This window comes from Martinezella tropici, from assembly GCF_003287875.1.
GTDB lineage: Bacteria > Pseudomonadota > Alphaproteobacteria > Rhizobiales > Rhizobiaceae > Rhizobium > Rhizobium tropici_C.
The window spans coordinates 251,604-275,253 of the sequence record NZ_QMKK01000054.1; the positions used below are offsets into that span (position 1 = coordinate 251,604).

General features: G+C 59.0%; 7 protein-coding genes. 5 read left to right on the forward strand and 2 right to left on the reverse strand.

All coding sequences use genetic code 11. The features are described 5' to 3' along the window. Window positions 1-324: 324 nt before the first annotated feature. The 4 genes from DQ393_RS26460 to DQ393_RS26475 are packed head-to-tail and all read left to right on the forward strand — an operon-like array spanning window position 325 to window position 5,884. On the forward strand, window positions 325-1,740 hold the full coding sequence (locus DQ393_RS26460) for a TolC family outer membrane protein (protein WP_112344668.1): 1,416 nt from the start codon (window positions 325-327) through the stop codon (window positions 1,738-1,740). Between the two features lie 29 nt (window positions 1,741-1,769). Next, the gene (locus tag DQ393_RS26465; protein WP_112344669.1) at window positions 1,770-3,923 is read left to right on the forward strand and encodes a type I secretion system permease/ATPase; all 2,154 of its coding nucleotides are present in this window, start codon (window positions 1,770-1,772) and stop codon (window positions 3,921-3,923) included. Then, window positions 3,920-5,224, forward strand: coding sequence for an HlyD family type I secretion periplasmic adaptor subunit (locus DQ393_RS26470; protein WP_112344670.1), 1,305 nt, complete (start codon window positions 3,920-3,922; stop codon window positions 5,222-5,224). The genes DQ393_RS26465 and DQ393_RS26470 overlap by 4 nt, the downstream gene beginning before the upstream one ends. A 9-nt stretch (window positions 5,225-5,233) precedes the next feature. Beyond that, window positions 5,234-5,884 (forward strand): ribbon-helix-helix domain-containing protein, encoded by a 651-nt coding sequence (locus DQ393_RS26475; RefSeq protein WP_112344671.1) that lies wholly within the window; start codon window positions 5,234-5,236, stop codon window positions 5,882-5,884. 60 nt (window positions 5,885-5,944) lie between these two features. On the opposite strand, the gene DQ393_RS26480 is transcribed toward DQ393_RS26475, so the two are convergent. Together DQ393_RS26480 and DQ393_RS26485 are read right to left on the reverse strand one after the other, a co-directional pair. Then, window positions 5,945-6,895 carry a transglutaminase-like cysteine peptidase gene (locus DQ393_RS26480; protein WP_112344672.1) on the reverse strand — a complete coding sequence of 317 codons (951 nt, stop codon included), beginning with the start codon at window positions 6,893-6,895 and terminating at the stop codon, window positions 5,945-5,947. A 255-nt stretch (window positions 6,896-7,150) separates the two neighbouring features. Further along, window positions 7,151-8,188, reverse strand: coding sequence for a hypothetical protein (locus DQ393_RS26485; RefSeq protein ID WP_145644300.1), 1,038 nt, complete (start codon window positions 8,186-8,188; stop codon window positions 7,151-7,153). Window positions 8,189-8,598: 410 nt separating this feature from the next. Here DQ393_RS26485 and DQ393_RS26490 point away from each other — a divergent pair, with 410 nt between their 5' ends. After that, entirely contained in the window at window positions 8,599-23,637 is a 15,039-nt protein-coding gene (locus DQ393_RS26490) for a VCBS domain-containing protein (protein WP_112344674.1), read from the forward strand. Window positions 23,638-23,650: the final 13 nt, after the last annotated feature.

Below are 23,650 nucleotides of genomic sequence, written 5' to 3' on the forward strand. Positions count from 1 at the left end.
AGGTTTTTGGGAATGTTTTAAATCCTCTTCCGGCGCGCCTTAGTGGTTAAGGCTATGTACATTCTCCGCACGGTTGATGATTAGAATTGTTGCGATCATGCGACAGCGGCATCGACTCTGTGAATAGCCCAAAAATAGTCAATAGATTGCCGTCGGAAAGGCTTGCGCTTTCCGGTATTAACTGTTTCAGGAGATTAAATGGGAGTCTATCTTACAAATAGATGGGATGTCGTCTACGTTCGTAGGTGAATAAGATTTATAAAATGTATCTTTAGAGTATTATGTCGGCGAAGGGGCATAGTTTTGGCTAATAAGACGCGATTGATGGCGGCAATCGGAATTTCGATGGCCATAAGTTCTTTATCAAGTGGTTCTGCCGGTGCTGTGACATTGCAGCAGGCGATTGACAAAACACTAAAAACCAATCCGCAGATCATGCAGGCGGCGCAGAACCGGGAAGCAACCGAGTTTCAATTGCGCCAGGCAAGGGGGCTTTATTTGCCCTCGGTCGACCTTGACTCTGGTTATGGCCGCCGGAGACTATCGGACGTCACATCCGGAGCTTTATCGCGCACCCATGATTACCTGAATCCTGCTGACGTAAGCTTGACTATTACGCAGACCTTGTTTGATGGCGGCGACCGCAAGGCGCAGAAGGACAAGCAGGCCGCCCGCGTTGACGGCGCATCCTTCCGCGTCCAACAGCGCTCGGAAGCTTTAGCGCTGGAAGTGACCCAGGATTACCTTGAATATCAGTTGCAGATGGAAATCGTCGCAGCTGCTGAGAAGAACGTCGCCTTCCACAAGCAGATGGTCGGCAATATCGAGGACAGCATCAAGGGCGGCGCTCTCACCGATGCCGACCGTCTTCAGGGTCGGGAGCGCTTGGAGGCGGCTAACGCTCGCCTTCAGGAGGCAAAGAAGGAGCTCGACGCGACGAAGATCCGCTTTCTCCAGGTCGTCGGCGAGCCGATCAGTAATGCGAGCCGACCGGCTTCCGTCGCGCGCTACCTGCCGAAGACGTTGGACGACGCGGTCTTTATCGCTCAAAAGAACAACCCGCAGATCTCGTCGGCAAAGGCTGATGTCAATGCCGCTGACGCGGACGTGCGCGGTTCGAAGTCCGCATTCCTGCCACGGTTGGACCTCGTCGGCAGCGCTCGCATTGGTGACGATGTCGACGGCAACAAGGGTAACACAAGCGACGTCCAAGTTGGTGTCGTCGCCAAATGGAACATCTATCATGGCGGCATCGATACCGCCCATCAACAGGAGCTGGTTCGTCGCGCCGCCGAACAGCGTTTTGCGCTGAGCCAGACGTACCGCGAGGTGGACGAGTCCGTCCGTTCCGCCTGGAGTGAGCGCACCAATCAGGCTCAGTTGGCACATATCCTCGGCGGGCAGGAAAAGACGAACGCTCAACTCGTCACGTCTTACCGCGAGCAATTCAAGGTCGGTCAGCGCTCGCTGCTTGATCTATTGGATGCCCAGAACACTCGCTTTAACACTGAGATCTTGGCCAAGACGGCGGAAGTCGCATCACTCTTTGCGGAATACAAGATCCTAGCGGCATCGGGCAGCCTGTTGTCGACGATGAAACTGAAGCCGGTCGATCAGGCGACGCCTTATGCCCGTGATCAGTTCGCTGTTTCGTCGAATACGGCTGATCCCGGATATACCAGATACGACTCGCATCAGAAGCCCGGCTTGCCGATGGATCTGCTCGAGCCGATTCGTTAATCGTTACGATCCGAATTGGATAGTGGCTCATGTTGAACGTAGCACCTGACGTGTCTGCGAGCGTATCGCTGCGGACTTTCAAGTCGGCATTTAAATCGGTCGCTGCGTTTTACGGCCGTCCGAACTCGGATACAGTGCTGTTTTCGGGCATTCCGGACGAAATTCTGGAAGCCATGGAGCTGGACGATGTCGAACGGCTGTCGGAACGCGTCGGTCTGCAGGTCCTAAAGCATACGGAACGAGATTGCCGCCTGGGCAATTTCGATTGCCCGGCGATCGTCACCTTCGCTGACGGCGGCGTTCTGCCGTTGCTCGAAACGACCGAAAGCGGTTCCTACATCACTGAGCTCGTGCCGGTCGCCGGGACAGCGGCCTGCTTGACGCGGGACGAACTCAAGGCGCTCAATCCGCAATCGGCATTTGCTTTCACGCTCTATTATCAGAATTCTTCGGAAGAAGCGCGCGTCGGCCACGCCCTGGAGATCGAGAGGCGGCACTGGCTGGCAACGGCGCTGGTACCCTATTGGCGCACCTATGCCCGCGTCATGCTGGCGGCACTCTTCATTAACATCATCGCGCTGGCATCGCCGCTTTTCACCATGAATGTCTATGATCGTGTGCTGCCGAACAAGGCGTTCCCAACGCTCTGGGTGCTGACCGCCGGCATCTCGCTTGCCTATCTCTTCGATTTTCTACTGAAGATGGCCCGTGCATCGCTGATCGACTATGCGGGTCGTAAGGCGGATCTGCGGCTGTCGCAGTTGATCTTCGACAAGATTCTGAATTCGACATTGGCGTCCCGCCCGATGTCGACCGGAGAATATGCCAATCGGGTGACACAATATGAATTCGTGCGCGAATTCTTCACATCGAACACGATCGGAGTGCTGATCGACAGCATGTTCGTCGTGATTTTCCTGGTTGTCATATATTTGATCTCCGGGTGGCTCGTGATCATTCCAGGCGTCGCTTTCATTCTCTCGGTGACGATCGGCCTCGTGGCCCAGGCTCAGATTGGCAAGCGCATGGCGACGGCGACGAACGAGGCTTCGCGCCGCCAGTCGCTGCTCGTCGAGACCATCTCGACGATCGAGACATTGAAGAGCCTCCGCGCCGAGGCGACGATGTTGCGCCGCTGGCAGGAGCTGACGAAATATTCGAGCCGCACCAGTGAGGACATCAAGCACATCTCATCAAACGCAATGAACATGACGATGTTCTTGCAGCAGATGGTCAGCGTACTCATCGTCGTTGCGGGCACGTATGAATTTGCCGACGGCAAAATCGCCATGGGCGCGATCGTGGCCACCGTCATGCTGGCGAGCCGCGCAGGTGCGCCCTTCGGGCAGATCGCCATGACGCTGGCGCGTTTCCGCCAGGCCACCATGTCGCTGCGCATTCTTGACAAGATCATGGAGCAGCCTGACGACCGTCCGTCGACGGTCGGCTTCGTCAACCGGCAGATCCGTAGCGGTGGATTCAGCTTTCAGAATGTTTCCTTCCAATATCCAGGATCTGACCAGGCGGTCATCAATCAGCTGTCCTTCACGGTTGCGCCCGGGGAAAAGATCGGGATCATCGGCCGCATCGGTTCGGGCAAGACGACCCTCGGCCGGCTTCTCGACGGGCTGTTTCAGCCTGCCAGCGGCCGTGTACTCATCGATGGCGTTGATATACGCCAGTATCACGTGGCGGAGGTGCGCTCCGCGGTGGCCGTCGCCGGCCAATCGTCGGACCTGTTCTCCGGCACGGTAAAGGAAAATCTGCTGCTCGGCCGGGCCGACGCCACCGATGAAGAGCTCTTGGCGGTATCACGAATGACCGGCGTCGAGGAGTTCGTCTCCGTACATCCGCGCGGTTTCGATATGCCGGTTGGCGAGCGCGGTGCGAACCTGTCGAATGGCCAGAAGCAGGCATTGACCATCGCGCGCCTGCTTCTGACCCGGCCGAAGATCGTCTTTCTTGACGAGCCGTCGGGAGCGATGGATTTGGCAAGCGAGCGCCATCTGATCAGCAAGCTGACCGATGCGTTCGGCCCGGAAACGACGCTGCTGGTAGCAACCCATCGTCACAGTATGTTGGAGCTGGTTGACCGGCTGATCGTCATCGACAAGGGCCGCATCATCGCGGATGGACCGAAAAACGCTGTCATCGAGGCGATGCAGCGCAAGGCGGTGCAATGATGCGTGCCTCTCAGCGCAATATCGACGACAATCCTCCGTTGTTCGCCCGGCTGATCCTTGGCCTCTGTGCCTTGATGATCGTTGCTTTCGTCGCTTGGGCGGCCTTCGCCGACATCGACGAGATCGCTCGCGGCGAAGGCAAGGTGATACCGGTATCGAAGACGCAGATCGTGCAATCGTCCGAGCCCGGCATCGTCCAACAGATCAATGTCAATCTCGGCCAGGTCGTCCACAAAGGCGATATTCTGGTCCAGCTCGACAACACGACGACGGTGTCGACACTCGGCGAGTCGGTTGCGAAGGCTCGTGCGCTCGGTGCCAAAGTTGAGCGCCTGGCCCTGGAGGAGGCAGGCGCCTTCGACGCACAGTTCGTCTGCCCAGCTGACATTCTTGCTACCGCAAAAACCGTCTGCGATAACGAGGAAAAGCTCTTGGAGGCGGATCGCGCTTCCTACAAGAACAAGCTCGACGTTCTCAATCAGCGTCTGAAGCAGCATCAGAACGAGCTGGATGAAGCCCATGCCAACATAGACCGCCTGACGCAGAACATCGAAGGCGCCCAAAAGCAATATGATCTGCTGAAGCCGCTCGGCGAGAAAAAGCTCGTTGCCCAAACGGAGGTTCTCAAAGTCCAGCGAGACCTTGTCGACCTGCAAGGGCAGCTTAAAGTCTATGTCGAAAGCCTCGATCGTCTGCAAGCGGCCGTCAATGAGGCGACGCTACAGGTCGCCGACCTTGGATTGCAGCTGCGGCAGCAGGCCCTGACCGACAAGGGGCAGGCACTGTCGGAACTTTCCGTCGTCGATGAGACGATCCGCGGGGCATCCGATCGCGTCAAGCACACCGATATCCGATCTCCGGTCGACGGCATCGTCAATACGCTGGAGGTCAACACGATCGGCGCCTATGTCGACGCCGGCAAGGTCATCGCCGGTGTCGTCCCGACAGCGGACACCCTGCTGATCGAGGCGAAGATTTCTCCACGCGACGTTGCATTCGTGCGCATCGATCAGCCGGCGGTCATCAAGATCTCGGCTTATGATTTCTCGATATTCGGCGCACTGGACGGTAAGGTCGTTAACGTCTCCGCCGATAGTCTTGTCGAAAAGGACAAGAACGAAACCTATTACCTTGTGCGCATCAAGACCGACAAATCGGCGCTGGAACGCGACGGCAAGCACTATCCGATTATCCCAGGCATGGTGGCTTCGGCCGAGATCATGACCGGCCGCAAGACGATCCTGGCCTATTTGATGAAGCCGATCAACAAGGCGCGCTCCGAAGCGCTGACGGAACGGTGAGGGGCAGCCATGCGCAAAGGAGGCGGGAAGGACGAAGCTGCGATAATTCGGGAGGAATCCCTACCATCTGTCGATAGTGACGAACTGGAGCCACGTTTTCGCGCGGTAACCGGTGGCGGCGAGCGTCGTGGCATTCGCCTGGAGGGTATCTATTGGGATGGGCTAGGGCGAATGTCGGAGGCCGGTGGCATCAGCATCGGTGACCTGGTTTCAAACATAGCGGCGGAGATGCCGGAGACCGGCAATCTCACGTCCTTGTTGCGCGTGCTAAGCTTCAAATGGGCGCTGAGCCGCCTCGATGCCGTCGAAGATCTCGCATCGCTGACCAATCTCAACGCTGTCCTCCAGGCGTCGCCGACACCTGCAGTGGTCCTGACGCAAGAGCGCGGGATCAAGCTCTTCAACGATGCCTTCCTGAAGATGTTGCGCCATCGCCTGCCGCTGATCGATGATGTCCAGCAGACCGCGCGCACGCTACGCCTGTCGATTGACACCCAGATCCAAGAGGTACTCTCCGTTCTGTCGGTCAATCGCGGTAAGACGCTGAACACCGGCTTCAAGATCGGCCTCGGTTCGCAATCGCTGACGGGGCAAATCAATCTGGCGTTGGCGCCGACACACGAAGCATTGATGCTGATCGGCTATCTTTCCGTCTACTGAGAATGCCACCGCTTTCATTATGCGCGACGCTCGCCCCGAAATGCCTGGGGGCGGGTTCGGTTAGTGAACTTCGCCTTCGCCGGGGACCACCTTGGCGAGCGGCACTGCGGCGGCAACCGCTTGTGCGTGAGGATCGCGCGAACCGTGCAGATAGCCGCGATCAGCAACGATCGAATAGAGCGGCAGATATTCTGCAATCCGTTTGTCGGACAAGACCTCGTCGCGCATGTTGTCGAGGATAAGATTATTACCGTTGACGGAGACCGACAGGACAGCGTGGTAGAAATGCCGCTGCTGGTCGAACAAGACCACCAGTGTCATATGGTCGAGATCGACGCCTGCCTTATAGAGTGCTGCCATCTTCAAGATGGCGTAGTCTTCGCAGTCGCCCCGCTGATGCGACAGTGCTTCGCTCGGTTTCGCCCAGTAATCTGCTACATGATAGGTTTCCATGTCGCTGGCGTAGCGGATGGCATGGTTGACCGTGTAGTTGATGGTATTGATCTTGTCGCGGATCGACGCGCCGGTAATCTTTGTTTCGGCGGCCGCGATGACGGTTTCGGCTGCATTGCATCCACCTGTTCCGCAATCGAGCGACTTGCCCGACCGGATTTCCGCGAGCGGGCCTGCGAAATTGTTGAGCGCGGCAAGATGTTTGAACGGAATGGCGACAGTTCCGAATACAGAGTCGCCTAAAGGAGCGCTGCTCGGTTTTGCGGGGCGTACCGGCTCAGACGCAGTCAAGTCATTGTGCGGAAGGCCGCCCGGCGCAACTGCGAGGCTGTTGTTCAATGCCGCCAGGTCGATGCCACTGATCGCTCTTGCGGCGTTTCCGATGGTGGGCGCAAAGAGATCGATGGCCGTATGGACCAGCGGGTCCTGAAACAGCTTGACGACGGGCCGGACAGTGTCGTCGGTCGCCGCCATGCTGGTGGTCGGTGAGGCTAGACCGAAGGCAAAGGAAGCTGCAGCGAGTGCTGCAAGTATAGTTTTTTTGTTCTTGCGTACCATTGGCGCTAAATTCCCTCTGATTGAGAGAATAGTGCGCGATACTTCTGAATATGGCGTTGGGATATATAGATAAACTAAGTATAAATTAAGCGATCAAATAAGTATAAAATTGTACGAAATACGATGAGAAAGAATTAAGGATGATTTCGCCAAGGGTACTAAAGTGGCCCGTCTTGACTCAGGATCAGATGAAGCGGCGCTATCGTGATGACGAAGCGCGTCTCGTTACCAATGTGCTCGATGAGCCTGCCGGCATCAGAACGATTGTGAGGGCTGTGCGGAAACCTTCAGTGTGCCGCCGTCGATCGTATTGATCACCATTCTGCGCTCCACCTGGCCGGCGGCATTGAAGCGGAAGAGGCCGGTCGTGCCGCGGAAGCCCACCTTGTTCCTCAAATTGGCTGCAGTGATGGCCTGCGGTCCCTGGGAACGGATCAGGCCGGAGGCGATCGCCATGGCGTCGTAGCCATAGGCGCCGTAGGTCGTCAGCGGGTGATTGAAATGGCGCTGATAGCGCTCGGTAATGAGCCCGCTGCTCTGCGTGTCGTCGGTCGCGACGAACGCACCCGCTACGGCGGGCGTCGCATAGACCGATTGCGGCCAGTTGTTGGTGCCGACCAGCGTCTGACCGGGAATGGCTGCGCTACGAACGGCATTTGCGGCCATACCGATTTCCGGGGTGTTGCCGAGAATGACCACGATGTCGGCCGACTGGATGAGCGGCCGGTTCTTGGTCAGGATATCGGAGGACTGATCACTTGCGCCGTAACGGCCAAGGCCCATGAAGGTGTTGCCACCGTTCCAGATGGCGCTGCCCAATCTCGTTGCGTCGGATTGAGGAAAATCAGCGGGCACCAGCGCCGATACCTTTTTGTGACCCGAAGGACCGGCCGCCTTGACGCCTTCCGTCGCGCTGTCGATCTCATCCGAGGCCAGATTGAAGACGTCTCCGCCGGTCGCCGCACCCGCAAGGTTAAGCAATGGGGGACGCTGGGTGGTTGGAATGGCAGCGATGGAGGCCGTCTCGGCCGGCGGCAGATAGCTGACGATCAGCGCGGCATTCCGGGCCTTGGCCGCAGTGACCTGTGCGGCAACGCCGGCAAGTCCAGGGCCGACATTCTTGACGCGCAACCGGACCTGATTGTTGCCGAGTTCGCCGACGCCAAGCACTGCCCCGTCGCGCACATCGCGTGCCGGGCCTTCATAGAGACCTGCCGCACCCTTGCGCAGCAATAGCGTGATTTCGGTGCCGCCGTCGCCGCCATAGCTCTCTTCAATGGCAGTGGACGGCATTTTTATGTCGTCTTTCTTGCTGTTGTTCTCCAGTCCCACACCGTCCATCTGACAGCCGGCGAGGCCGGCACAGAGAATGAGGGCGGCACCGCATGCTGGTCGCCAACGCGGTCTGCGCGGCAGCCACTCCGTCAAAAGGCTCAATGAAAGGCTGATCGCAAACGGCACAACTACTCCCCCCGATTCTCTACGGCAGACTGCAACAGCCAGTCGGGCCGCATTTGCACACTGCGGCTGACGTAAAGTCAAGCAGTATACTTAACGAGTTGTTCTTTCGTTGAGTTAACCATCGGTAAAATAATTCTGCCGTGCTGCATAACCGGCTATATCCGTGAGGTTAATGAAGTATTGCAATCAGCCAGCTCCCGTAATTGATTGCGGCAAATTACGAGACACCGGGAGCCAGACCCATGGACGACTTGCGCATTTCGACCGTAGACCACGAAGCTGCTTCGCATGATTTCGCATCAGGCGGCCGGGACACGGGCGTTACGGCCGATATCGGCGCCGATCATTTGCTGCCATTGTCGCAGAATGCTGATGTCGCTGCATTCGAAGTGGCACAAGCCGAGGAGCAGCAGGCGAATGGCAAGACAGGGCGACTTGCCGCGAACGAGCCGCAAAACCCCGGCGCTCGTCAGCCGCTCCAGATCGTACCCGACAATGGCAATGTCGTTCATCTGCCGCCGAACACTTCCATCGACGATATTCATGTCGAGGGACGTAACCTTGTTCTCATCCAGGCCGACGGTACGCGCATCGTCATTATCAACGGAGCGCTGCACGTTCCAACCTTCCTGATCGGTGAGGTCACGCTGCCGCAGCAGGCCGTCGTCGCCGCGCTGCAGCAGCAGGGCATCAATGTCGCTGAAGGTCCCGATGGTTCGGTTCATGCCGGCAACAGCACGGATTCCGGCCACCAGTTCACGGACAGCCAGGCTGGGAACCCCCGCACGCCGCTTAATCTGCTTGGCCTTCTTGGTCCTGGCGACATAATCGGTGGCGGTAACGGCCGCAATCTATCTGGCACGCAGACTCGCGTTCCCTTCATCGATCAGCAGGCGACCGAAACGGCTTCGCTGATCGAACGCGGCAGCAGCACTGGCGCCTTTCTCACGACAAGCAGCACCGGTCGCTTCGGCTTCGGTGGCAATAATGCCGCGATCACCACCGTCACGCTGGTCGGCGAGGCAGAAATCACCGGCAGCGGCACGCAGCAGCTGTCGGGTCTAACCTCCGGCGGCGTTCCCGTTGTCGTCACCCAGAACGGCCAGACTGTTACCGGCACGGCCAATGGCGTCGCGGTCTTCACGCTGGTATTCAACGCTTCGACCGGCGATTACACCTTTACTCAGCTCGCTGCCCTCGACCATCCCCGCGGCGCCAATGCATCGGGCGATGTACTTCAGCTTCAATTCCGGTACACCGTCTCCGACACGAGCGGTCATACGGTTGCGTCCATCGCGAATGTCGACATCACAGACAGCGTGCCGGTTGCGGCCGCAGGAACTGGGGGTTCTGTCACCGAGGCAGCGCTGGCTGCCGGCAACGCAGCCCTAAGCCATGACACGGGCGCCGCGACGGCCAACGGCTCGCTTAACATTTCCTGGGGTGCCGATAGCGCCAATACCAATCAGGGCGGCCTCGGTGATCGCTCGGTTGCCTTCACCAATACAACGGTAGTGACACAGGGCCAGGATGGTGAAACGCTGAGTTCGCATGGTCAGGCCGTTCATACGGTGCTGTTGGCCGATGGCACGCTCGTCGGCTATACCGGTGAAACCGTTCCCACGGCGACCTCTGCATCTAACGTCGTCTTCTATGCAACGGTCTCCGACACTGACAACGGCCATTACAACTTCACCCTGGTGCAATCGCTCGACGATGCCAAGGGATCGGATGCCATCAAGCTGACCTTTGGTTACACGGCGACCGATTCTGACGGCGATACTGCTTCGAACACCTTCACCGTCACCATTGCCGACGACAAGCCGGTCGCGGCAGCCGGTGATGCAGGCTCGGTCACCGAAGGCGCGCTTGTTAGCGGCAACGAGACCCCGCATGTCGAGGCCGATGCCATCACCACCGGTTCGCTCAACATCTCCTGGGGTGCCGATAACGCCAACACCAACCAGGGCGGCGCCGGCGACCGCTCGGTCGCCTTCACCAGCGCTAGTGTCACGACAGAGGGCCAGGATGGTGAAACGCTGAGTTCGCAGGGTCAGGCCGTTCATACGGTGCTGCTGGCGGATGGCACACTGGTCGGTTACACCGGCGAGGCCGCGCCGACCGCGACCTCCGCCTCCAACGTCGTCTTCTACGCGACGGTCTCCGACACTGACAATGGCCATTACAACTTCACCCTGGTGCAGTCGCTCGATGACGCCAAGGGATCGGATGCCATCAAGCTGACCTTCGGCTACACGGCAACCGATTCTGATGGCGATACCGCTTCGAACAGCTTCACCGTCATCGTCGCTGACGACAAGCCGGTCGCGGCAGCCGGTGATGCAGGCTCGGTCACCGAAGGCGCGCTGGCGAGCGGCAATGAAAACCCGCATGTCGAAAGCGATACGGCGACCACCGGTTCGCTCAACATCTCCTGGGGCGCCGACAATGCCAACTCGGATAAAGGCGGTGCCGGCGATCGGTCTGTTGCCTTCACCAGCGCTAGTGTCACGACAGAGGGCCAGGATGGCGAGACGCTGAGTTCGCATGGTCAGGCCGTTCACACGGTGCTGCTGGCCGATGGCACACTCGTCGGTTACACCGGCGAGGCCGCTCCGACAGCGGTCGTGGATGCCAAGGGTGCGGTCGGCTCGAACATCGTCTTCTACGCGACCGTCTCCGACACCGACAACGGTCACTATAACTTCACCCTGGTGCAATCGCTCGATGACGCCAAGGGATCGGATGCCATCAAGCTGACCTTTGGTTACACGGCAACCGATTCTGATGGCGATACCGCCTCGAACACCTTCAGCGTCACCGTCATCGACGACAAGCCCGTCGCCAGTGATGTCACCGTCGGTACGGGCAGCCTTTACGACACGACGGCCGCTGAGCAGATGCCGCCCCGCCCACCCGTCGAGCTCAGCGAAGGGCCGACGCCGCCGGAGGGCGCCGCCGACACCGTCAGCGGCGGATCGGGCAGTCTGTTTACTGCCGGCGCCGACGGCTTCCAGCAGGTCACCTTCACGGATCCGACTGGCCTCAAGGGCATCTACATCGATGCCAATGGCGTCGCTCATAAGGAAGGTCTGTCCTATAACACCACGACGGACAATCTGGGTAACACGATCTACACCGCAGCTGGCAAGGAGTCGGGCCAAGTTCTCTTCACTCTGACCGTCGGTGCCGACGGCAGCTACACCTATGCCCAGTCTGGCGCTTTCGCCGATGCCAAGGGCTCCGATAACGAGAATTTCAAGATCGCCTTTGAAGTCACCGATGGTGATGGCGACAAGGCAACAGGCTCGCTGACGCTCAACGTCGCCGACAGCCTTCCGGCCGCCAATGATGTGACGGTCGACTCGGGCAGCCTTCACGACACCACGTCGACCCCCTCGGGGCCGAATCTGCCTCCCGTCCCGTTGCTTCTCGAGCAGCCGAGCGAAGGTTCGAAGCCGGATGGCGCCAAGACTGACTCCAACAGCGTCAGTGGCGCATCGGGCAGCCTGTTCACGACCGGAGCCGATGGCTTCGCGCGGCTGACCTTCACCAATCCAACCGGTCTCAAAGCCATCAACATCGATGATAACGGCGTCGCCCACAAGGAAGGCCTATCCTACAACACCTCGAGGGACGATTCCGGTAACACGGTCTACACGGCGACCGGCAAGGATTCCGGCCACGTCATCTTCACGCTGACCGTGCATGCCGACGGCAGCTACACCTATGTCCAATCTGGCGCTTTCGCTGACGCCAAGGGCTCCGATAACGAGAATTTCAAGATCGGCTTCGAAGTTACCGACGGTGACGGAGACAAGGCAACGGGCTCGCTGACGCTCAACGTCGCCGACAGCCTCCCGGTCGCCAACAATGCCACCGCTGATCGCCTCCTTAACGACGATATGTTCCCAGGCGGCAATCCCGACAAGACTGACGAATACAACAGCGTCAGCGGCGCATCTGGCAGCCTGTTCAACATGGGCGCAGATGGGTTCAAGCGTGTCACGATTGCTCATTCGGATCTGCCGCAGCTGACCACCATCTACACCGATGATAACGGCGTCGCGCATCAGGAAGACGTCACCTGGGGCAAGCCGACGATTTCCGGCGGCGCGACGACCTGGGTTGCTTCCAGCGCAAATCACGAGACCGTCGCCACGCTGACCATCAATGCCGACGGCTCCTACACGTTTTCGACCGGCGCACCGCTTGTGCATCCGACCGCGCAAACCGCCGAAGAGACCCTCTCCCTGACGTTCAATTTCACCGTCACCGATGGCGACAGCGACAAGACAACGGGTTCGCTGACGATAGGCGTCAAGGATGACGTGCCGATCGCTCACACGGTTGACAATACCGCCTCGACGCTCAACGACGACGCGCAGATCGGCGGAAACCTCGATGCCGACGGCGCCAACGTGCATAGCGTCTCGGGCGCTGCCGGTGCGTTGTTCAGCGCTGGTGCTGACGGTTTTGCAAGCGTCTCGATCGATCAGTCCAGCCTGCCGGCTTTGAAGACGATCTATGTCGATGCCAACGGGTTCGCGCAGCAGGAAGACGTCATCTGGGGCAAGCCGACGATTTCCGGTGGTGCGACGACCTGGATTGCTTCCAGTACCAACCATGAGACGGTCGCTACGCTGACCATCAACGCCGACGGCTCTTATACGTTCAGCACCAGTGCGCCGCTTGTCCATCCGACCTCCGGCACGACGGAAGAAGGCTTGCCGCTGACCTTCACCTTCACAGTGACTGATGGTGACAATGATACATCCACCGGCTCGCTGACCTTTCATGTTACGGATGACGTGCCGCTGGCAAACACCGTCGCTGTGACCAGCGTGACGCTGAACGACGATGCCCTGAAGGGCGGAAATCCCGACACAGTTGGCGTAACCGATACCGATACGGTCAGTGGCACGAGCGGCACGCTCTTCACGGGTGGCGCGGATGGCGTTCATCAGGTAACGCTCGGAGCGACGACGGATTTCAGTGCCATCTATACCGGCAAGGATGGCTTTGCCCATGTCGAGTCGGTCGTTTGGGGCAGCCCGATGACTGCGGCGGGTGGCGAGACGGTCTGGATCGCGACGGGCAAGGACAGCGGCCAGACGGTCGCGACGCTGACGATCGGCGCGGATGGTTCCTATAGCTTCACGCTCAGCGCGCCGGTCGCGCATCAGGCAAGCCCGACCGCGGAAAATACGCAGGATCTGACCTTCAACTTCACGGTCACCGACGGTGACAGCGATACCGCCAATGGCGCGTTGACGGTTACCGTCAAGGACGACGCGCCGATCGCCTTTAAGGTCGATACCGCATTAACGTCGCTCAACGACGATGCGCAGGCGCATGGCAACCCGGATGGCGCCGCCGACGCGAAGACGATCAACGGCGGTGCCGGGGCTCTGTTCTCCGCCGGTGCCGATGGCGTCATGAGCGTGTCGATGGACAGCCTGCCGACGCTGAAGGCAATCTACCTCGACGGCCACGGCATCGGCCATCAAGAATCGGTATCCTGGACGTCGTCAGCGGCGAACGGTGTGACGACTTGGACGGCAACCGGCGCCTCCAGCCATGCCACCGTTGCGGTTCTGACGATCAATTCGGACGGTTCCTACAGCTTCACCGCGGATGCGCCGCTCGTTCATTCGGCGTCGTCGACGACCGAAGACAGCATGACGCTGAATTTCGGCTTCACAGTTACGGATGGCGACGGCGATACGGCGGAGGGGGCGCTCGCGATCGCCATCATCGACGACGTTCCGGTTGCCTCCGGCACGACTATCGCGGCCAGGGCCGACGAGGGCGATATTTACAATCTCCTGTCGCATGGCAACAGTCCGCTCGACGGCACACACGACGGATCATCCTCGCAGCCGGCACTCTTCGGTCTCGGTTTTGCGGCCACGGTATCCGGCTCCGTTGCATCCACCGTTTCCTTCGGTGCTGACGGCGCAGCGATCGGTGGCGGCTTCAGCTTCACGGCCAATGCGGCATTGACGCTTACCGCCCTGCATCTGACTTCGGGTGGCGGCGCGCTCTCCTATGCTGTCATCAACAATGTGATCATCGGCTATGTCGATAATGACCACCACAGCGGCTACAATCCGCTTCTCGACCGTCCGGTCCTGTCATTGTCGCTGTCTAGCAACGGCAATTTCACCTTCCAGCAGTACGATCAGCTCGACAACGTCGCAGGTCCCGGCAACGATCTGCGCTCGGGCAATAGCTCGATCTCGGTCATCGACTTCGGTTCCGTCATCCAGGCGACTGACGGCGACGGCGACAGCGTGACGCTGACCGGCGCTTTGAACATCACGATCGTTGACGACGTACCGAAGGTCGATCTGGCCCTGACGGGCTCGATCACGATCGACGAGAGCGGCAGCGGTGATAACGACGTCAACGCCAGCTTCTCGGTGAAGAGCTTGTTTGCCGGCATCACCGGCGGCAACGATCCGCACATGTCGACGGTCTACGCACAACATAATATCGTCTCTCCGTCGGTCTCGATAGGCGCCGACGATGCGTCGGGCGCGACGAGCAGCCTGACGCTTCATATCGACAATGCCGACTCCGGGCTGACGACGACGGCAGGTCAGGCGATCACGCTCTCGCAGCTCGCCGATGGCACGGTTGTCGGCAAGATCGCCGACGGCGAAATCGCTTTTGCGATCCGGATCGACAACAGCGGCAAGGTCAGCATCGCCCAGTACATGTCCCTTGCCAATCCGAACACGTCTAAATCGGACGGCGATACGGTCGATCTTACCGGCAAGCTCTCGGCGGTTCTGAGCGCGACCGATAGTGACGGCGATACCGTCGCCAAGTCGGTTTCCATCGGCAGCAGCATTCGCTTCGATGATGACGGCCCGTCGATCGGCGTTGCCATATCGACGAAGACACTTGCCGAGCATGACCTTCTGACGAATACGGGTTCGCTGTCGCCTTCAGGCATCAGCACTGGCGCGGTTGCGCTCAATCTTGCCTTCGGCGCCGACGGCCCGGCCGCCCATGCTGCCGCCTTCGTAGCGCATTCGAACGGCAGCTATTTCACCGCGAGCTACGGCAACAATCAGACGTTTGATGCGACAAAGCTCAGCTCTGGCGGCCACGCGCTGTCCTACTCGCTCAGCGGCGACGGCATGACGCTGATCGCCTATACCGGCAGCGATGCCGCCGACCAGTCGAGCTGGGTCTTCAAGGTTGTCCTGACCCAGGACAGCGGCCACGCCAACGGCGCCTACAACTTCACGCTTTACAAGTCGCTCGACGACGTCAACGGTCAAACCAACCTCTCGGATATCAAGCTGACTTTCCAGGTTGCCGGACATGACGGCGATGGGGACACCACGAGCAGTACACAGAGCTTCTCGGTCGACATCACCGATGATGTGCCGACGCTGGCTGATCATGCCTCGGTTTCTGCGACCGTATCGGAAACGGCGATCAATGCTCCGGTGGTGACGACGGCATCCTATACGATCGGTTTCGACACGGTGAACCCTGCTGCTGCCAAATTGACGGTTACTGAAGGCAGCGTCAGCGGCGGCCATGTGGGCTCGTCGTTCAAGGGCGGCGACATCGTGCTCGTGTCCAACACGGGAACGACCTTTGTCCTCACCCAGATGGATATAGGTGTGTTTGACCACAAAGGCGTGTCGTCCAAGACGGTCACGATCATCGGCACCGATGCGCAAGGCCACACGTATTCGGTGACGACTACCGGCAAGACCTTCTCGGCCGCCGGGACGGCACTCGAAGGCAAACAACTGACGTCGGTCGAGATCGATCCGCATGACAATTCGCTGACAGTCACGGTCGACAACGTCCATGTCACCGACACGACGACGACGCCCACCCATAATCCTGCCGAGACAACGGTAGATCTGACCTCGCTCGTCCACGCCAGCGCCGACAGCCCGTTGACCTGGTCAGTGAACGCGGTTGCCCCCGGAACGTCTTCCGGTAACCTGACTGGCGGTACCGGGCTGACCTACAACGGCACGGCCATCACGCTCGCCAGCACGGATGGACACACGATCATCGGCTCGGCAGGAGGCGTCACGGTCTTTACGTTGACTGTCGATCCTGCCAGCGGCCATGCCACGTTCGATCTCTACCATGCGATCGACGGCGGCAAGACGCTGCCGCTCGACTTCTCGAAATATCTGACGGTGACGGATTTCGACGGCGATTCCGTCACCTTGAGCGGCGGTTCCGCAACCATTGTCGTTCAGTCGGCGACGGACAGTCTTCCGACAATCTCTTCGGCGAGCCTCGTGTCAAGTGTCAGCGAAAGCGGCTTGCCAGGTGGCACGGGGACAGCCGGCGTCGCCAACGTCCATACGGGGAGCATCGCAATCACCGCAGGCGATACACCTTCGACGGTGACAATCGGCGGCCATACATTCAATGTCGGCGTCGCGATAGCTAGCGGCGATACCAATGCCACCATTCAGGGCGCCCACGGAACGCTGCATATCCTCAGCGTCACCACGACGGCCATCAATTACACCTATACGCTGACCAGTGCGACGAGCGGCGCGGGCAAGCATGACGACTTCTCCGTTAAAGTCAGCGATGCGCCGATTGACGGTGAAAGCCAGACGGCAACACTGACCTTCAACATCAACGACGACAAGCCGATCGCCAGCACCCTTTCGCTGGGATCGATGTATGAGAACGACAGCAACCGGATCTTCACTCTTTCTGCCGGAACCATCGCTTTTGGTGCCGACGGAGCGGCCCAGAGCGGTGCGATCCATGTTGACAGCGTCAGCGCCGGCGGCCCTCTCACGGGAACGACGCTGAGCACTTCCATCGTCACGATCGACGCCGGCCATGTGACCGTCACGCCAGGTGGGGTGTTCGACGCCCTGCCGCTCGGCAAGTCCTCGGTCCTGTCGGTCGGCTATACGGTCACCGACGGGGATGGCAGCAAATCCAGCGGCACCTTCAACATTACCGTCCATGGCGTAAACCATGCGCCGACCACGGCGGATGGAAGCGTCGTCACCAGTGAAGACGCGGACTATTACTTCAAATCGACGGATTTCGCCTTCAGCGACAGCATCGACGGCAATAAGCTGGGCTACGTCACCATCAACAGCCTGCCGACGGATGGCACGCTCTATCTTGGCTCGACACCAGTTGCCGTGGGGCAGCATATCGCTGCCAGCGCGCTTACGACGCTGCACTTCACGCCTTCGGCGGGATTTGCCGGTCCGACCGAGACCGAGAGCTTCAGCTTCACTGTGCAGGATGACGGCGGCACTGCCAATGGCGGCGCGAATACGTCGACTGCTCATACGATGGCGATCAACGTTACGGCCATCGACGATGGCAAGGCCGCGATCTCGGTCGCCGATCAGACCACGCATACAGGCAAAGCGATCGTCGCGGGCGACACGCTGAACGCCGCCGTTGCGGCAGACGATCCAGATCGCGGGCAGTCGGGCCTGACCTATGCGTGGAGCTGGGCGGACGACAGCTCGCATACCGTTCTCGGAACTGCATCGTCCTATACGGTGACGAGTGCCGATGTCGGGCATTCACTGATCTTGACAGTGAGCTATACGGACGGTCAGGGCTTCAACGATGTCGTGACGCAGACGACGTCCACCGTCATCGCGCCGGTCGTCTTCGCCCCGACGATCGATACAACGCCGCTGTCGGAAGCCTATCTTGCGACCGGCTCCGATCCGCAACCCGGTCAATTGACGGCCGCGGGGAGCATCGTCCTTGGGACATTCGACAATCCGCATATCACCAGCGTCACAGGCGCCGACAACAATGCCGTAACAGTCGATCAAACCGCTCCGGACAGCCAGACGACGACGATCCATGGCTCCTATGGCGATCTCACAATCGACGCGAATGGCGCATATACATACACGCTGACTCATCCGGGCTTGAATGCATCGGGGGATACGGATCAGTTCACCTACACGGTGACCGACATGAACGGCAGGACAAGCCAGTCGACTCTGACGTTCAACATTGCCGATGACGCGCCGGAGCTGACCGGTGCAGGGATCTCCGCAACCGTTTCCGACGATGGCGTGGTGACGGCCGGCTCGCATTCTGCAGTGGTGGCGACGGACCTGACTTCGCTGGTAATTTCCGGTGCCGACAGTCCATTGGCGTGGTCGGTGAATGCCATAGCGGCCGGTACCTCTTCCGGTATCCTGACAGGTGGCACCCCGTTGACCTACAACGGCGCGGCCGTCACGCTTACCAGCACGGACGGGCATATGATTGTCGGCTCGGCGGCCGGCGATACGGTCTTTACGTTGACTGTCGACGGCGCCGGCCATGCTAGCTTGGTGCTGAACCAGGTGTTTGACGGTGCCAAGGACCAGACGCTCGACTTCTCGCAATACGTGAAGGCGACGGACGCCGATGGCGACCCCGTGACCTTGGGCACGGGCACCTTCACCATTGTCGTGGATCACATCAATCACCCGGCGGTGTTTACCGGGGCCGAGACCGGCGCCGTCACGGAAGATCTGAACGTTGTCGGCGGCTTTCTGCAGACAAGCGGACAGTTGTTGGTCAACGATGCCGATCGGGGCGAAAGCAAGTTCCAGGCAACGACCATAAATCCGGACGGCACGCATCTCGGTGCGGTGACGATCGATGCGGACGGCAACTGGAGCTACAAGGTCGATGACAACCTGTCGGCCGTGCAGAGCCTGGGTGCGAACCAGACCAGGACCGATACGTTTACGGTTTCATCGGTCGACGGAACGACCCATGACATCGTGGTGACGATCAACGGTGTGAACGATCCAGCCGTGATCAGCGGTGATGTGGCGGGTGCCGTGACGGAAGCCGGCTGCGTCAATAACGGGACGGCCGGGGTACCGTTGGCGAGCGGCGTGCTTTCGGCGACAGACGTCGACAGCGATCCCTCCTTTACGGCGCAAAACAGCGTGGCGACGAACTACGGTCACTTCACGATCGGCGCCGATGGTCATTGGAACTATGTGCTGGATAACAGCAATAATGCCGTCCAGGCGCTGAACAGCACCGGCAGCAATACGACGCTGCACGATCTGATCACCGTGACGACTGCCGATGGCACACTGCAGCAGATCGATATCACGATCAACGGAGCGAACGACGCTGCCGTGATCACTGGCGATGTTGCCAAGAGCGTGACGGAGGCCGGCGGCGTCAACAACGGTACGGCCGGGATACCGACGACGAGCGGAGTGCTTTCGTCGATGGACGTCGACAGCGATCCCTCATTTGCAGCGCAAAACAACGTGGCGACGAACTACGGTCACTTCACCATCGGCGCTGATGGTCATTGGAACTATGTGCTGGACAACAGCAATAATGCCGTCCAGGCCTTGAACAGCACCGGCAGCAACACGACACTGCACGATCTGATCACCGTGACGACTGCCGACGGTACGCAGCAGCAGATCGATATCACGATCAACGGAACGAATGATGCGCCGGCCTTTACTGGCGATACCGGAAACATTCTGGAGGGCAGCACCGCTCCGATCAGCGGCGCGATTACCGTTTCTGACGTCGATGCAAACCAAAGCTCCTTCACGACTGCGTCTTCAAATTCGATCGCAGGCGCACATGGGACGTTTACCTTTACCAATGATGGCTCGGCTACGGGAGCATGGACCTACACGCTGAACAACAATGACGCGGCGGTTCAAGCGCTGACGGCTGGCGCCAAGCTGACCGATACCTTGGCCATCACCTCAGCCGATGGAACGCCGCACAACGTCACCGTCACGATCACGGGTGTCGACAGCGCGCCGGTCTTTGGCACGGGGACGACAACGGGGTCTGTAACGGAGGATGCGTCGTACAACGTAGGTTCGGAGCTTATAGCGAATGGCGGGTTCCAGGATTATTACTTCTCCGGAGGCCATACCTATCCGAATGGCTGGTCATTCACTGGAGCAGCCTTCGAGGTAAATGCCGGTCGACTTGACGGCACGTCTGTAATGCTCACTGCGAATACCAGCTCGACCAACAACTCGCTTTCGCAGACGATATCGACGGTTGTGGGTCAGACATATAAACTCTCCTTTTACATGCAGGACTTTTCCACCAGTCTGGCGGGCAGTGGGACGGCAATTTTCGACGTTACGACAGGATCTCAAACGCAGGCTATCAGTTATACATATTATTCGAGTGTCGGTCCGTACACGCTCTATACCGTCAACTTCGTCGCCACGAGTTCTAGTACGGTCATAAAATTCTGGTCGCCAAATCAACCTTTTGGCTATTTTAATATCGACGACGTCTCCGTAAAATCGATTGCCGCAACACCAGGTGTTGAAACGACGACGGGTTCGATTGCGTTCACGGATACACATGCATCTTATACACATACCGTTAGCTATACGGCGCCTGTCGGTAGCAACTACTATGGTACGTTCAATGCTAGCGTCGATAACACCAATAACAAGGTTAACTGGACGTTCAGCGTCAACGATAGCGCGATCCAATCATTTGGCGTAAATGATCATATTAATCAGATATATACCCTGATACTGAGTGATGGTCATGGCGGAACGGTTACAAAGGATGTCGTCGTAACCATCAATGGAGCGAACGACGCACCGACGCTGAATAATGTTGCTACGACGGCATCATATAATGCTGGAAATGCTGCGGTAGTTCTATCAGGCACGACGACTGCAAATGATGTTGATAATACGATGCTGGTATCGGCCAAGGTTTCAGTATCAGGAGGCTTTGTCAGCGGAGACACACTAACGGCAACGGTCGCGGGGACATCGATTACGGCAAACTACAATACTGCGACAGGTGTATTGACACTAACGGGCAGCGACACACTGGCGCATTACCAGGCAGTCTTGGACAGCGTAATGTTCTCATCGACAAGTTCCAGCACAGCCACTCGGACGATCAGCTGGTCTGTCAATGATGGAACAATCGATAGTAGTGTAAGTACGACGACGATCACTGTTGCTCCACATGAAAATGTGGCGCCAGTACTGGATCTTGACACGGGAGCCAGCGGAAATAATGAATCGCTTAGTTACACAAGGAATACAACCATTAATCTGGCGCCTAATGCTCTTGTGACAGACACCGATTCGTCCAATTTTAATGGTGGAACTCTTACCATCAGCTCGCAGAGTGCTTCGGACAAGTTGAGCATTTTGAGTCAAGGCTATATCAGTGTTAATGGAAGCAATATATATCAAGGTGCGACGAAATTCGGCACCTACACGCTGAGCAATGGTAACGCGACACTGACGATCGCATTCACCTCGTATGGCGCTACACCCTTTGCGATAACGGCACTCCTGAAAAACATTCAATTCAAATCGACCGCGAATTCGGGTGATGGCAGGACTGTTAATTTCACCATCACCGATGGGGATGGCGGATTCGCTTCCGCGAACGTCACGCTGCAGCCCCCAGGTATGCCTGCCGGCGCCTCCGGCGAGGCCATCAACCTTGCGCTTGCAGATCCGTCGCACCACGTCGGAGCGATCACGGTGAGCATCGCCGGTCTGCCGGCGGGATGGGTGCTCAGCGAAGGCACACACAACGCCGACGGCACCTGGACCGTGGTGACGAACAATCCGTCCTCGCTGACGGTGACTTCGCCCGATGACGTAACCGGTGCGGTGGTTCTCCAGGTCACTGAGACTTGGACCAATGCCGATGGTTCGACCGGGATGGCAACTGTGGCCGACAACGTCGAAGCCTATGCCAAGGGCTCGCCGATCTTTGCCTGGTCGGGCGACGACACGCTGACCGCCTCGAGCGGCAATGACACGCTGGTCTTTGCGAACACTATCGGCAAGGACGTCGTGCACAACTTCGATGTGGCGCATGACAAGATCGACCTGATCGGCTTTGCAGGCTTCAATAGCTTCGCGGATGTGCTGGCCCATCTGTCGACCGATGCCTCCGGCAATGCCGTCATCACGCTCGGCAATGGCGAGACCATTACGCTGACAGGCGTGAGCGTCGCGGCTCTGACGGCGGACGACTTCCTCTTCAACAAAGAGGTCGTAACGCATAATGCCGGGGACATGGTGCTCGCCGACGGCGCGCTGATGCCGTTCAGCGGAACGCTTGATAACACCGGGAGCATCCATCTCGCCTCGACCGGCAGCGAGACGGCCCTCGAAATCGTGCAGCGCGGCCTCACGCTGACCGGCGGTGGCACGGTAATCTTGTCCGACGATGCGCATAACGTCATCTTTGGCAGCGGTGACGGCATTACCCTGACGAATGTCGACAATACCATCTCCGGTGCCGGCCAGCTCGGCGACGGCCATCTGACGCTGGTCAACGAGGGCACGATCATTGCCAATGGCAGCCACGCGCTCGTCATCGACAGCGGCGCCCACGCGGTGAGTAATACCGGCACGCTGGAAGCGACCGGCACCGGCGGTCTCGATATACACAGCGACGTTGTCAACAACGGCGTCGTGTGGGCGAATGGCGGCAACGTCAACCTCGAGGGCAATGTCAGCGGCAGCGGCATCGTGCTGGTGTCGGGTCACGCGGGCCTCGAAATCGGTGGCTCGTTCAACGAAGCGATCACGCTTGGTAAGAACGCCCAGGCTACGATCACGATCGACCACGCGACCGCCTTCACCGGCACGATCGCAGGCCTCGACGGCAACGACGCCCTGCGGTTCGGCGACATCTCCGCCGCAACCGCAAGCTTCTCCTATACCGAGAACGCGGCGAAGACAGGCGGCGTGCTGACAGTCACCGACGGCACTCATACCGCCTCCGTCGGCCTCAGCGGCGAATATTCAGCCAATGACTTTTCGCTCGGTCACGACGGCGCATCTGCCGAGATCGACTTCAGCGGGATCGGCCACCTCTACGGCACCGACGGCAACGACACACTGATAAGCGGTGGCGGTTATGCAATGACCGGCGGCGCTGGCGCGGATACCTTCGTGCTCGATGCCAAGGCGCTGCACAACCTCAACATGGCTGATGTCATCACTGACTTCAGCCCGAAGGGAGAGGGCGACAAGCTGGATGTCTCGAACCTGCTGAACGCGCTGGTCGGAGAACATCCGGGCATGACCGAGGCGAGTGCAGTCGCGTCGATGACGGCAGCGGTCGACACCGCAGCCAATTCGACGAAGATCAGCGTCAACACCGGCTCGGAGACCCATGTGGTGGCCACGTTGCAGAACTACACACCGGCAGGGCACGACGCCGTGCATGTGCTGTTCAATAACCACGATGAGCAGCTTGCCACCCATACGCAGATCGCTGGCGCCTGACGCCTTTCTGTCG